Raw genomic sequence first — 14,216 nt, forward strand, 5'->3', positions numbered from 1 at the left:
CAGAATAGAGTTTGGTTACTATAAATTCAACAAAAACATTGAAGTTACATTTATGAAGAAATTGATCCCTTGTTCCTTAATACTATTCTTAGCCAGTTGCGCAGCACCGAATAATGTGAAAAAGCTCAAAGCTGATCTAGACGTGAAATATAAGAAAACCGAGGGTTATACACATCAATTTGCCAACGTCTATAAAAGGCCTGACAGTTACCCCGTTACTTGCGAGCAAGATTGCTATCCACAAACGCAAGATATTCAATGTACATCGAATATGGAACAATGTGAATTTGTTGGCCAAAACCCGGTCGTGATAACGAACGATTCAAGCCGCTTTACTCTTCGTTGGATAGGTCACGCAAGCTTTGTGATCACGACCCCTACCAAAGAGACGATTCTGATTGATCCGGTCACCAAACAATTTGACTGGCCGGTAGATTGGGCGTTTACAAATTTAGGTGGGGGATTTTACCGTAACACGCCCGCACACATTACAGAAAATGAAATCGCAGCAGCTCAAGGCGTCGTATATTCTCACATTCATTATGATCACTTTAACAAAGCTGACATAGAAACCATTGGCACCAAAACCAAATATCTAACGCCCCTGAACTTTGCAGATTATTTCCCTGATGGTGGGTATGACATTGTTGAAATGCCTTGGTACGCTCAATACAGCCTTGGCAAAACCCAAATACATTTCGTGCCTGCGCACCACTTTAGTAACAGAATTGTCGTGCCATTTATTACCAATGATGACGACGAAACACTTTGGGGCGGCTGGCTATTCGAAAATAGCGGTAAAAAAGTATTTTTTGCGGGGGATACAGGTTATTCAAACCACTTTAAAGACATCCATAAAAAATATGGCGATATAGATATTTGTCTCATGCCTATCGCATCTTATCATCACGAAAAATATGGCAAATGGTATAGAAATGTACATTTAACACCGGAAGACGCAATCACAGCAGCTCAAGACATGCATTGTGGCGTTGTAATTCCTTGGGGTTATGGCAACGCAAGTTGGAAGATGGGTGATCATACATCTCATTCTGCACTCTTTAGATTGCTTCATATGCAAAAAGAAATGAATAGCCACATACCTTTATATATTTTAAACGAAGGCGAGCAGGTCAGCTTATAGAAAAATCACGCTAGCGACGCGTTATTACGTCGCTAGCAAGAGCAAAAAATATGCTTATTCGACTTCCCACGCTGTTAGCGCATCGCCCAACAATTCTTTTCTCCATCCTTGAAATAAGTCAGGTTTGATCATTCTCTTTCGTTGTTCTGAAGAGAGTTTCCAATTCCAACTGATAATTTGATTAATCTGCTTTTTAGACGCAATCACATCCACCGGAATACCGTGTTTTTGTGCTTCGATGGAAATCAAACCTTTGATATCTTTTGCAGCTTTTTTATATCCAGCAAAGTCGATTAAGCGCTTCACTTTTACAGGCAGTAAATCTTCTGAAATTGCTTTACCTGCTTCTATACATGCCATAATTTCTTTACCAGAACGGTTTACTTCCATAGCTTCCACTTCAGGGATATTGCGCATACTCGCCAAAGAAGACGGGCGTCGCTTAGCTATTTCAACCATATTCAGTTCTTTCAAAATGAAGTTAACCGAAATGTTTTTCTTTTCTGCTTTGTTTAATCTCCACGCCGCGAGCTCTCTGAGGACGGCCAAATCTCTGCCGCGCAGCTGCCAGACGTTTTTGATATTTAAATATAAATATTCATCTGGAGTACGAAAAGCGCGTTTTTTTGATATTAACTCGCTCTCCGAAATGACAATATCAACAAGCCCTTTCTCCTGTACTTCAGCCAAAATACGTTCAAAGCAAGGGAGCAGATAAAACACATCCGCCGCTGCGTATTCTAATTGTTTTGCCGACAGTGGTCTCTTAAGCCAGTCGGTACGAGACATGCTTTTGTCTATCTCAATATCGAGCAAATTGTTAACCATATTGGCAAACCCAACACAATTCCCCTCTCCTAACAGCTGCAACGCAAATTGAGTGTCAAATAATGGGGCTGGACAAATACCGGCAAAGTTTTGAAAAACTTCAATATCTTCCGATGGAGAGTGAATCACTTTCATTACATCAGGCGCGGTAAAAAGCGCCCAAAGCGCAGTAAAGTCGAGTTGGATTAACGGGTCTATTAAGGCCAAATGTTCGCCATCATAAACCTGAAAAAGCGCACTCTCAGGGTATAGAGTCCTACGACGCATAAACTCAGTGTCAATTGCTAATACGCTAGCACCCGAAATTAGGCCAATAAATTCATCTAATTCAGCTTGATTCTGAATAAACCGATACTGCACATTTTCTCCTTCGCTCTAGCGAAAAAAAACCGGCTTTCGCCGGTTTCTCTTATTTTAACGCCCTACGTAGTATTTTTCCGACATTCGTTTTTGGTAATTCATCTCTGAATTCAACCATTTTAGGAACTTTGTAGTTTGTTAGATTTTCACGACAATGCGCTATTATATCTTTTTCTGACAAAGATTGGTCTTTTCTAACGACAAAAACTTTTACCTGTTCGCCACTTACTTCATGGGGCACGCCAATTGCTGCAACTTCAAGTACACCATCGTGGCTCGCAATCACTTCTTCAATCTCGTTCGGGAAGACATTAAAGCCAGAAACAAGGATCATGTCTTTCTTTCTATCAACGATATAAAAGAAACCTTCATCGTCATATGTGGCAATATCCCCTGTCGCAAACCAACCATCTTGCAAACACTCAGCGGTCGCGTCAGGTCGATTATAATAACCAGCCATTACCTGAGGGCCTTTAACAAGTAACTCGCCCGGCTCACCTTTTGGTGCTTCTTCGCCATTCTCAAGTACAACTTTTAATTCAGTACTTGGGGCAGGTAAACCTATTGAACCATTATAGCCGTCAAGATCCAGTGGGCTAATCGTAACCAGTGGCGCGCACTCTGTTAAACCATAACCTTCAAGCAACCGAGATTTAGTGACCGCCTGCCAACGCTCTGCAACTGGACGCTGTACAGCCATGCCTCCACCAAGGGAAACTTTAAGATTTGAAAAATCTAAATTTGCGAAACCATCCGTGTTGAGCAGGCCATTAAATAGCGTGTTCACACCCGTAATAACCGTAAACGGGTACTTTGCTAGATCTTTAACAAATCCTGCCATATCTCGTGGGTTCGTGATCAGAATATTGTGACCACCGTACTTCATAAACGTTAGGCAATTCGCTGTCAGTGCAAAGATATGGTAAAGCGGTAGTGCTGTAATAACCACTTCTTTACCTTTGTCCAATACTTTATCTAAACAACCAGACACTTGCTCTAAATTTGCCACCATATTGCCATGTGTTAGCATTGCGCCCTTCGATACACCCGTAGTACCACCAGTGTATTGTAAAAATGCTAAATCATCTTGCGTCACTTCTGGCTTTTTGTAACTGTTTAGATCCGCAGTCATAACTTGCGCAAAAGGAATGGCATTGGGCAAGCTGTAATCTGGCACCATTTTTTTGATTTTCTTCACAACAAAGTTAACTAGGTGCTTTTTAAAGCCGCCCAACAAATCACCAATTTGTGTCAATACAATGTGTTTCACATTGGTTGATGGTAGAGCCTTTTCTAACGTACTTGCAAAATTCGCTAAAATAAAAATAGCCTTAGCTTCCGAGTCATTTAATTGATGCTCAAGCTCCCTTACCGTATACAAAGGATTGACATTAACAACCGTACACCCCGCTCTTAATACACCCAGAATCGTGATAGGTGTTTGTAGTAAATTCGGCATCATAACAGCAATTTTGTCGCCTTTACCCAATTTAAGCGTATTCTGTATGTAGCTGGCTACCGCTTTAGTAGCGTTGTCAATCTCTTGATATGTAAGCGTTTTACCCATATTAGAATATGCCGGTAACTGGGCATAATTAGTAAAACACTCATCTATTAATTCTAGCAGCGAGTTGTAGTGCTCTGGGTCAATCGTTGCCGGCATGCCTTCTGGATAGCGCTTTAACCAGATTTTTTCCACTCTTAGCTCCTGTATTCTCGTTCTTTTTTTATATTTACCTTAAAGCAAATAAGGCACTTAAACAATTGAGTAAATACTCTAAACGTTGGATATTCCCATATTTCTAGCAAAGTTACAATCAACAAGCAGCTTGCTTTTCAATATGAAACACCACCTCACGCAGTATTTGTTTTGGGTTTTCCATGTGGCAATGATGTCCACCTGCCACATCAATTACCTTAACTCTCTCAAAACACGAAAGAAATTTTCTCATATTGTCACGCATCTGAGGATACCCATGTTCGGGTAAGATAAGCATAGTGTCTACTGAAATTTTATCTAATAAACTATGCGCTTGTTCCTGATTGAAGCGCATAGTTGATGATAACTTTACCTTTGGATCAGACGTTAATGCATACCGACCCTTTTCACATTTTATGCTGCGTGACATTAAAACTTCTGCAAGGTTTTCATTAAAACCAGATACACTGGCTCGCGCTCTAATAATGCTGTTTCTATCGTCAAACCACCTTGTAGTTTGATCAGATGCCCTATCTCGATCACCAAACGCTTTTAACAAATTTTGTTTTGCACTTGCAGCGCTTTGATGTATTAAACCAATACCATCAATTAAACATAAGCTGAGTACCTTATCAGGATACAAGCTAGTTAACAAATTTGCGATCAACGCCCCCATTGAATGACCTATAAAATGCGCTTCACAGATATTTGCAATTTTCATAAACTGGAGTACATCATAAACATATTCAACAAAGTAGTAAGCCGCATCTTGTGATTTCCAGCGAGATTGCCCATGCCCTGGTAAATCAAGCAGAAACCAAGAGTAGTTTTCAATTTCGGCGTCCGTCAACTCATCCGTTAGCGGCTTAAAGCTATTCCCATTGTCTAGCCAACCATGTAGACAAATAACCGCAGTACTGCCTTTGCCAATCTGCTGCCAAGCGAAGCCTGCATCAAAATAGTCTTTCATCTCATTTTTTTTATTAATCAACATTTAAAGATATTCAACACATTCACATTTAGTTATGATCATACGCGATAAAATCAGAGCGTCTAAACAAAAAATAAAATTTGTCGTCTCACTTCAATAGTGAGATGTGTTAGGCGCCAAAATGTGCTTTTGAGCATTATCAACGCTTACAATCAAACACGGGAAATCGAAGGAAATACTATGTCACGCAAATTAACGGCTATTGCAGCAGCAATCTCCTTTTTTAGTAGTGGTCAATTGCTTGCTGCGCCAAAGAACATCATCTATATGATCGGTGATGGAATGGGTCCAGCTTACACAACTGCGTATCGATATTACAAAGACGATAAAAATACAAAAACGGTCGAGCCCACGGTGTTTGACTCAATGTTAGTTGGTATGGCTCACACGTATCCTGATGACAATACAGTCGTGACAGATAGTGCAGCAGGCGCTACGGCACTGAGCACAGCAATAAAGAGTTATAATGGCGCAATCGCGGTAGATACCCATAAAAAGCCTTTAAAAACTATGCTACAAATGGCAAAAGAGCAAGGCAAAACCACAGCACTAGTGGCGACCTCCCAAATAAATCACGCCACACCTGCAAGCTTTGCTGCTCATAATGAGTCTCGACGTAATTATGATGAGATAGCAGATGACTATATTGATGTTAAAGTTAACGACAAATTACCTGTCGATCTCTTACTCGGTGGAGGCACGCAGTACTTTATACGCGATGATAGAAATCTCGTATCTGAGTTTAAGCAATCTGGTTACCAATACATAGACCATTTAAGTGCTTTAGATTCAATCAAAGCCATTCCCGCAATCGGTTTGTTTGCCGAGAGAGGAATGCCATACGCGATTGACCAAGACCCTCACCGGTTGACACAAATGACAGAGAAAGCACTTGCTCTGCTTGATAAAGATGATAACCAGAAAGGCTTTTTCGTCATGATTGAAGGCAGTCAAATAGATTGGTGTGGACACGCCAATGATATTGCATGTGCGATGACTGAAATGGACGATTTCGCTCACTCTATCTCATTAGCGAAAGCATATGTAGATCAAAACCCGGATACGCTATTGGTTATTACCGCAGATCATTCAACAGGTGGATTAACACTCGGTGCAGATGGCGACTACCGCTGGGAAAGAGATGTTGTTGCAAATGTTAAAGCATCGGTTAAACAAATAACCAAGGTCATTAAAGACAGCAAAAACATCAAAAAAGACTGGGAGTCGCTCACTGGTTTAACGTTTAGCACTGATGTTCAAAAAGCCCTCAACGTTGCGAAAACTGAGGGAGACAAAGCCCTATACGCAGTAATAAACACATTTATCAATGAGGCAAGCTTCACAGGTTGGACAACCGGAGGACATACTGCCATCGACGTTCAAGTGTTTGCGCATGGTACAGGCAGAGAACACTTCATTGGATCTCAAAACAACACTCAGATAGCAGAAAAACTAATCTCATTTATTGAATAGTACATGATTAAGGGCCCAATTCAGTGGGCCCTTTTCAATGAATGAACTACACCTTACTGAAGTTTACTTCCAATACTCAATGATCTTTGAAACCTGTTCGCCTTTAAATTCAAACACGGTGAGGTGGCGTTCTTGCTTACCATCATGTATTTGTTGCCGCTCTACCGAAACTGCATTATGACCCGCAATCATTGAGATAATTTTATACCTATCTTGTGTGTAGGTGTAATCACCCGCTTTCAAGAATCTGACATAATTATTGTACAAATGTGTTTTTTCGTAGGTACCGCCATACGCTTCGTGAACATACTTAAAGTCACTAGTAAAATTATTGAACAGGTTATCTACATCAGAGACTTTAGAATCTTTCATCAAAATTTTATTCTGCAGGCTATTTATTTGGATCACTCTCGCTTTCAATTGTTCTGAAGGCAAGGCTTCCTGTGGCTTTGCATCAATGCAGGGGGTACACAGTAGTGTAAATATAAAAATCAATGTCGTTTTCATCAGCTTTCCATTTTTATTGTTATGGTTTGTTTCCACGTTCGGAATATACAAAGTCTCAAATACCATTTAATCACACCAACCTATCAGCTAAGTTAGTGTTCCTCAATATCTTTGGCTTTAAATTGAGTGATGATTCAATAAGTCGTATTTGTCGTAGTGCCGTTAGTTGTGAAAGATACGACGTGGGTAACCGGGCAAAACGATAACTCGAACCTAAAAACACATTCTGTGCCAAATATGCCGTCGGCAAAGTAATTATTTGCAGCTGCACAAATACAGAAGGGGACCTAGTTCAACTTTCAGTATTTTGATAAAAAACACATCATTTTATGTAATAAATGGTTAGATGAAAGGGGGTAATTAAACTATCTATTTCACCAGTACCTTTATACAAGGCCAATAACACTTACCTCTGTCGGATTTATTTTGGCCAATGCCATGGTTTTGTTCAATGCTGAATATAGTGGGCGGAATTAAATTAATTTTAATAACATTTACCAAGGGCATTAAGCTTCTGCATTATTCTCTTTTGTAATCTCCTCGCCTCCTTTTGTCATAAAAATATAAATAGCCTCTTCAACAGGCATTGCTTTAAAATATAAAAAACCTTGTACACAATCAATATGTGATTGTTTAACCAGCTTTTCTTCGTCCGCAGTTTCCACGCCTTCAGCAACAAGTTTAAAGCCCAATTTTGATATCATTTCCGAAAGGTTCGTATACAAAGAAATAGATTTAGTATTCAACTGTTCCGGTAACAAACTTCTATCTAATTTTATCGTAGAGATATTTAACTTAGATAATACTGAGAGACAAGAATACCCTGTACCAAAGTCATCCATCGCACAATCTATTTTGTTTTTCTTTAATGAATCAACAACAGACACTGTTTTATTAAAGTCTTCAATATAACTAGATTCTAAAAGTTCAACTTCCACTTGCTCAGGGAACTTTGCAAACGCTTTAATTATTCGCCTGTAACCACCACTTAAAAGATTTTTAGGCGAAATATTAAAACTGACTTTAGGGTGTAGACCCAATTTAGCAAACTGTTCTAGGTCTATCTCGAGTTGATCTATCACATAATTGTCAATGATATGCAATAAATTGTGCTGCTCTAGTGTTTCTAAGAACCACGGTCCTGAAATACTGCCATCCTTGTTCGTCAACCTAAGTAAGGCTTCAAAGCCCACCACTTTTTTACTGTAAGGGTTTATTTTTGGTTGATAAAACAATGTCAAAGCGCCCTGATTTAACGCTTCTGTGACCTCTTTTAAGCTGTGCGCATTTATTTGCTCTTTGCGCTGAGTCGCACTGTAAGAACCTTCAGCCCCCTCTTCAATCATTCTACCCGCGGTATATCGTTTCATAAGTACATCAAGCGCCTTACCTGACAAATTGTTATCACGATTTGCCTTTAAAAATGGGAAGTAAATCATCGCATTTAACAGCACAAGAAAAACTTGTAGGAATATTCCTTTTACACTTTCAGTGAGTAGCCAGCCGTTTATGAAAATGGGCGTAAACCATGGTATCTCTTCAATATACTGTATAGTCACAAAACCTGAATAAAATGCAAAATAAGCAATACTCGCATTTATCAGGGGACATAATAAAAATGGTAGTAAAATATAAGGGTTAAAAACGATAGGAAGTGCATAAATCATGACTTCGCTAATATTAAAAAGCGCCAGTGGCGATGAAATTATTGCAATACGTTTTTCATGTTGACCTTTTTTCAAAAACAACGCTGCAACAATGAGCCCCCAAATACAACCTGTCCCACCTAAAATAACAAAACCTGTAAAGAAATTATAACTAATTAAATCTGGTAATACATAATAACTGGTCAGCTCGCTTGAGACTAAAATATGATAAGTATTGTCGCCATGAACGCCAATAAACCAGAGCAAATGGGCAATTAACAGCTGCATTGACAGCTTTTCAAAAACGTTCCAATGAGGGTTTAAAGATCTTAATGTCTCTAGCGAAGATTCAGCCACTAAGTCGATATAGGGAAACAACAGCAATACTAAACTGGTTACAATAAGATAAGGTAGTATTAAATTAAGGTGCTTTCTCAAAAACAGACTTATCGAGCTGACACCAACCAAGCGGAAGACTTTAAGTCGTTCAAGATAGGAAAGAAAATAACAGCAAACCACAGGCATTAACAATGAATATAGCGCGCCCATTCGATGATTGATTGCCAATTCATTGCCTGAAATCGTGATATAGCCTGTTGTCGCAGTGAAACAAGTGAAAACCAAAATAGGGCTAGCTATTGTGTGGACTTTTAAATTCTTAGACAAATAATAACTGAATGACATCAAAGTCAAAACAGGAAATATGCCCCAGACCAAGGTGTTGAAATCTTCCAAAAACTGGTGTTCCACCCCTTTCATGGAAATATTCAACCATTGATTAATCAGTGTGATAACAGACGCAACAATGAAAAAAGGAATTAATGCAATATACCCTTCCCGCAGTGAAAGTATTACGGTATTTGAAGATATTTTAAAGGCATATTCATTAAATTTACTTAGCAACGCTTTTGTCACAATTCAGTTTTTCTTTTTACATTACCCCAATAAATCTAGAATACAATCGCTTCTTGGATTTTTTTACTGAAAATTATTCACGCAGGTTATGCGTATATGTCAACACCGATCAGTGATTGAACTTCTGCGCGTCTGACCTGATTCTGAACGGAAGAGTATGCCTGAAGTGCTTTGTTTGAATTGAAGTCTGGCTGGTCGTATATGACATCACGTTTGCTTTGCTGAAATTGCTGTGCAAGCTTGATGCCTTCGGGGGAAAATTTAATTTCGTTGGTAAGCTTTGATTCATCAGGGCGTGACTCATCCCGACTCGCAACACGTTTTGAGTCCAGCTGGTATGTATGTTGATTTTGAACTAATTGATTAATTCTCATCAGTCACGCCATAATTTGTGCCTAATTTAAGGATAGAGTCTTATTCTCTTCCTGGCAACTTTTTCCAAGTTACTGTATCTCTCACATAATGCGGTTGTGCATCTTGCGGGGCCACAGTTTCTCCCCTAGCGAATGCCTCATCGCCTAATGCCAACATAAACTCAGCGCTGGGGAGTGTAATACTTTCAATGACATTCACGGCCAACCTTTGGGCCGTGTCAGTGTAACTCTGCCACCCTGTACCTACAGCAGCAATGCCCGTGAAGTCTGCTTCAATAAGCTCAGGTTTAATGACGATTTCATCTCTTGTCGCTACGGCATAGCCCTGACTGTCTTTCGTAAAATGGCCTAAGTAAACTTCTCCCATTCTCGCATCTATCGCACTGATCACCTCACTAAAATTGTGCGTAGTAATGGCCTGTTGGGCCATTGCATGCAAGGTTGAAATACCACACAGTGCCAGATTTGCAGAATACGCAAGTCCTTGTGCGACGGAAACCCCGATACGTACACCAGTGAAGCTACCTGGACCACGGCCATAGACGATGCCGTCGAGTTCCTTCAACGTACAGTTTGCTTGATTAAGTAGCGACTCGACAAGCGGGAGGATCTTCTGGCTGTGCTGCTGTGGGCATTCTTCAAAATGCGTAAAAGTATTGCCACTAAAGTGAAGCGCAAGGCTCAATGCTTCAGTTGACGCGTCAATGGCTAGCAAATTATGTTTCATGTTTATCGATATTCTCTAAAAAGTTTAAGGCCTTATCTAAGTCTCTTGTGCGAGTCATGTCTGGTAGGCTCTTAATAAACGTTTCCCCGTATTTTCTCGTAACTAAGCGATTATCGCAAATGATCAATACACCTTTATCACTTCTATCACGAATTAATCGCCCAACGCCCTGCTTCAAGGCAATAACCGCTTGTGGTAATTGAATGTCTTCAAACGGCGCTTTGCCGCTAATTTCGGCATCTTTCATTTTTGCTTGCAGTAGCGGATCGTCCGGAGAGGCAAAGGGTAACTTGTCTATCACAACGCAGCTTAACGCATCGCCTCTTACATCCACACCTTCCCAAAAAGATGCTGTACCGAGCAAAACGGCATTCCCGTGTCTGACAAACTGTTCAAGAATGATGCGCTTTGAAGACTGGCCCTGCATAAATACGGGGTATTCTGTCGCAGTACTGATCCCTTCATAGACCAAGTGCATCACACGATAACTTGTAAAGAGTAAAAATGTCCTACCCTGCGCGGCTTTAATTACAGATTTAGCCACTTTGACCAAAGCGTGAGGCATTAACTCATCTTTAGTCTCTGGCAGGTATCTAGGCAAGCAGAGTAAAGCCTGTTTTTTATAGTCAAACGGACTATCTACAATTTTGTGATAGTCAGGCTTAAGTCCCAAACTTGAGTTGAAGTGTGTCAGGCTATTGTCCACCGACAATGTTGCAGAGGTAAATACAAAGCCCGCTTCCGTTTTTGTCACTAACTCTTGAAATCGCTTCGAGACATCTAGTGGTGTGATATGAATGGTCACAAATCGTCTTGTCGTTTCGAACCAGTAACTGTATCCCGTTTGTGTGACATCAAACGCCCTTTCCATTTGACCTTTAAAGGCCAATACGCGTTCAAACGGATGCTCAATTTTTTCACTTCTATCCAAACAAAGCTTAAGCACTTTGTATAGAAAATCAAGATTACTGATAACCCTATGCAGTGCTTCGCAAATTACTTTGTCTTGAAGCGCTTCTCGCCAATCTCCGCGCGCGCCGTCACCACCAAATACTAACCTCAGATCTGCGATACTTGTAGTCAGTTTATTGAGTGTTTTCCCCAACTGAAGCATATCTGGAATATCACTGAGATAGATAACGCGTATATCGTTTACTAAATCTTGCAATTGCTTGGTGCTGATTGTTTCACCGAAGTAGTCGCTTGCGATTTCATTGACCTGATGTGCTTCATCGAAAATATAGGTGTCTGCAGTTGGCATAAGTTCCGCGAAACCCGAATCTTTTACGGCCATATCCGCAAAAAATAAGTGATGGTTAATAACCACTAAATCCGCTTCCATCGCTTTCAAACGCGCTTTTCTTATATAACACTCAGAAAAATCGGGGCACTCTTTACCTAAGCAATTATCTGCGGTTGAACTGACGTAAGGGAGTACCTTGGCATCTTCTTCAATGCCAACACAATCAGCTAAGTCACCACTTTGGGTTTCAGTCGCAAATTTTGCAACCATTGCCAGCTGATGCATAACATCAGGGTCGTCAGTTGGGACATGCGCAACATGTTGACTGAGACGGTAGGTACATAGGTAATTCGCACGTCCTTTGAGCAACGCCGTCTTCCGACCTTTCTTTAGTGCTTTTACTAAACTAGGTAAGTCACGATGGTACAGTTGCTCTTGAAGCGCTTTAGAGCCTGTAGAGATAATGACTTTGTTATTATTGATTAGGGCTGGTACTAGATATGCGAATGTTTTTCCGGTGCCGGTGCCAGCTTCGACAACACATTGGCCGCCGTTTTTAACGATACCGTCAATCGCGACCGACATTTCGATCTGCGGCTGTCTTGGTTGGTACCCCTTAAAGTGTTGAGCAAGGGGGCCTGTAGATGAAAAGTACTGTTCTATTGACAATGAAAACGCGAGCTCAGCTTAAATAAGTCGAGCAATTTTAATTTTAAAACACCAAATGAGCAAGCAGCCGGCACGACTGGACTAGTAATAATCATATGCATAATACGGTATGGTAGTTTTTTGCGCTTGGCTTATTAAACGACATGATCCTATCGTTTCAAGCCCAAGTATCTAAATGGTCTTGCTCATTTACATCTGCCTCTGCATTTTGACCACTCTCTTCTGATAAATTGCGCGCTGATTTTTCTTTCAATTCACTATCGATTTGATTGGCCAATGACTTTCCTTTGATCTTTTCAGCTTTGTTGTCTAACACGCCAACAATTTTAAATGGGCCGTTATGCGCAACTTTTAATCTAACTATGGGCGCCATATATGGCTTAAAAACGTCCATCTTGATTACCTCCGGATTCAGAAGCTATTGACCTATATACTTATTATCGACTGATATAATTTATACTTTAATTTAAATTAAAAAGTACTTGCACGGGCTGTCACTTTCATGATTATCTATAAAAAGTTAATTGAATGACACAAAATTTTACATAACAGGTAATCACATGTTTTTAAATCTGACAGCTGTACATCATCACCATCATACATCGGGATAGCCTGTCAGGTATTTCGCTGGTGGGTTATTCCTTAAAGGAACCTCCGGCGAACCAAGTAACAAATTCAAATTTATTTTCGCCCTGAGGTTCCCTCGGGGTTTTTAGTTTTTAATATTAGGAAAATAAATTATGAATACTTCTACGCGCTTACGTATCGCAATTCAAAAATCTGGACGTTTATCCAAAGACTGTCAGTCACTTCTGAAGCAATTGGGTATCAAGCTCAATTTACGAGAGCAACGCTTAATCGCACACTCAACTAACATGCCAATCGACGTCCTTCGCGTCAGAGATGACGACATCCCAGGCCTGGTGATGGACGGAGTATGTGACCTAGGTATTGTCGGTGAGAACGTTTTAGTTGAAACGCAAGCTGAGCGTGAACGCGTTGGTCAACCTAATGCTGTAAAACAACTTTCTAAGCTTGATTTTGGTTATTGTCGACTTGCGCTCGCTTGGCCTCAAGAGTTAGGCCAGCAATCCAAAGATTGGTTTAATGGCAAACGTATCGCAACGACTTACCCTGAAATTCTCAAGCAATATCTTGCATCTGAAAATATTGATGCCAGTGTTGTTATGCTTACGGGCTCCGTTGAAGTCGCCCCTCGCGCTGGTCTCGCAGATGCCATCTGTGACCTAGTCTCAACGGGTGCGACCTTAGAAGCTAATGGATTAATGCAAGGTGAAACAATATTAGAATCAAATGCTTGCCTAATCCAAAATGCAAACTTGAATGATGATGCCAAGCTATCTCTCATTAACAAGTTACTCCCGCGCTTAAAAGGGGTTAAACAAGCCAAAGAAAGTAAGTACATCATGCTGCACGCACCAAAAGCGAAATTAGATGAAGTCTGCGAATTACTGCCCGGTACTGGTCAGCCAACTTTACTAGCCCTTGCAGGAAGCGAAGACTATGTCGCTTTGCACATGGTTAGCAGTGAAACTCTATTTTGGGAAACGATGGAAGAGCTTAAAAGCCTCGGGGCGAATTCTATCCTGGTAATGCCAATCGAGAAAATGATGGAGTAA

Annotated in this window: 12 protein-coding genes; 3 read left to right on the forward strand and 9 right to left on the reverse strand. The window is 40.5% G+C overall.

The genetic code is table 11. From position 1 onward, the window contains the following. Positions 1-52: 52 nt before the first annotated feature. On the forward strand, positions 53-1,144 hold the full coding sequence (locus L1286_RS00685; protein ID WP_235404965.1) for an MBL fold metallo-hydrolase: 1,092 nt from the start codon (positions 53-55) through the stop codon (positions 1,142-1,144). Between the two features lie 54 nt (positions 1,145-1,198). Here the strand turns inward: L1286_RS00685 and rnd are convergent, their stop codons facing one another. The 3 genes from rnd to L1286_RS00700 all read right to left on the reverse strand — a co-directional run bounded on the left by rnd (position 1,199) and on the right by L1286_RS00700 (position 5,025). Continuing rightward, positions 1,199-2,332 carry a ribonuclease D gene (rnd, locus tag L1286_RS00690; protein WP_235404966.1) on the reverse strand — a complete coding sequence of 378 codons (1,134 nt, stop codon included), beginning with the start codon at positions 2,330-2,332 and terminating at the stop codon, positions 1,199-1,201. Between the two features lie 49 nt (positions 2,333-2,381). Beyond that, positions 2,382-4,031, reverse strand: coding sequence for a long-chain-fatty-acid--CoA ligase FadD (gene fadD, locus L1286_RS00695; protein ID WP_235404967.1), 1,650 nt, complete (start codon positions 4,029-4,031; stop codon positions 2,382-2,384). A gap of 118 nt (positions 4,032-4,149) precedes the next feature. Continuing rightward, on the reverse strand, positions 4,150-5,025 hold the full coding sequence (locus tag L1286_RS00700) for an alpha/beta fold hydrolase (protein ID WP_235404968.1): 876 nt from the start codon (positions 5,023-5,025) through the stop codon (positions 4,150-4,152). A 177-nt stretch (positions 5,026-5,202) separates the two neighbouring features. On the opposite strand from L1286_RS00700, the gene L1286_RS00705 reads away from it, so the two are divergent. Continuing rightward, a complete protein-coding gene (locus L1286_RS00705; protein ID WP_235404969.1) occupies positions 5,203-6,495 on the forward strand; it encodes an alkaline phosphatase in 1,293 nt (430 codons plus the stop codon). 63 nt (positions 6,496-6,558) lie between these two features. On the opposite strand, the gene L1286_RS00710 is transcribed toward L1286_RS00705, so the two are convergent. The 6 genes from L1286_RS00710 to L1286_RS00735 form a co-directional block, all read right to left on the reverse strand. Beyond that, positions 6,559-7,002, reverse strand: a complete 444-nt coding sequence (locus tag L1286_RS00710) for a hypothetical protein (RefSeq protein WP_235404970.1) — start codon at positions 7,000-7,002, stop codon at positions 6,559-6,561. A 506-nt stretch (positions 7,003-7,508) separates the two neighbouring features. Next, the gene (locus tag L1286_RS00715; protein WP_235404971.1) at positions 7,509-9,563 is read right to left on the reverse strand and encodes an EAL domain-containing protein; all 2,055 of its coding nucleotides are present in this window, start codon (positions 9,561-9,563) and stop codon (positions 7,509-7,511) included. Between the two features lie 86 nt (positions 9,564-9,649). Then, the gene (locus L1286_RS00720) at positions 9,650-9,937 is read right to left on the reverse strand and encodes a hypothetical protein (RefSeq protein ID WP_235404972.1); all 288 of its coding nucleotides are present in this window, start codon (positions 9,935-9,937) and stop codon (positions 9,650-9,652) included. Between the two features lie 40 nt (positions 9,938-9,977). After that, the gene (tsaB, locus tag L1286_RS00725; RefSeq protein ID WP_235404973.1) at positions 9,978-10,664 is read right to left on the reverse strand and encodes a tRNA (adenosine(37)-N6)-threonylcarbamoyltransferase complex dimerization subunit type 1 TsaB; all 687 of its coding nucleotides are present in this window, start codon (positions 10,662-10,664) and stop codon (positions 9,978-9,980) included. Then, complete coding sequence (locus L1286_RS00730; protein WP_235404974.1) at positions 10,654-12,492, reverse strand: ATP-dependent DNA helicase; 1,839 nt, start codon at positions 12,490-12,492, stop codon at positions 10,654-10,656. Before L1286_RS00730 ends, tsaB begins: the two co-directional genes overlap by 11 nt. 241 nt (positions 12,493-12,733) lie before the next feature. Next, positions 12,734-12,970, reverse strand: a complete 237-nt coding sequence (locus L1286_RS00735; protein WP_235404975.1) for a hypothetical protein — start codon at positions 12,968-12,970, stop codon at positions 12,734-12,736. A 346-nt stretch (positions 12,971-13,316) separates the two neighbouring features. Here L1286_RS00735 and hisG point away from each other — a divergent pair, with 346 nt between their 5' ends. Then, positions 13,317-14,216: an ATP phosphoribosyltransferase gene (gene hisG, locus L1286_RS00740; RefSeq protein WP_235404976.1), complete on the forward strand. Its 900-nt coding sequence runs from the start codon at positions 13,317-13,319 to the stop codon at positions 14,214-14,216.

Source organism: Pseudoalteromonas sp. SMS1, from assembly GCF_021530565.1.
GTDB lineage: Bacteria > Pseudomonadota > Gammaproteobacteria > Enterobacterales > Alteromonadaceae > Pseudoalteromonas.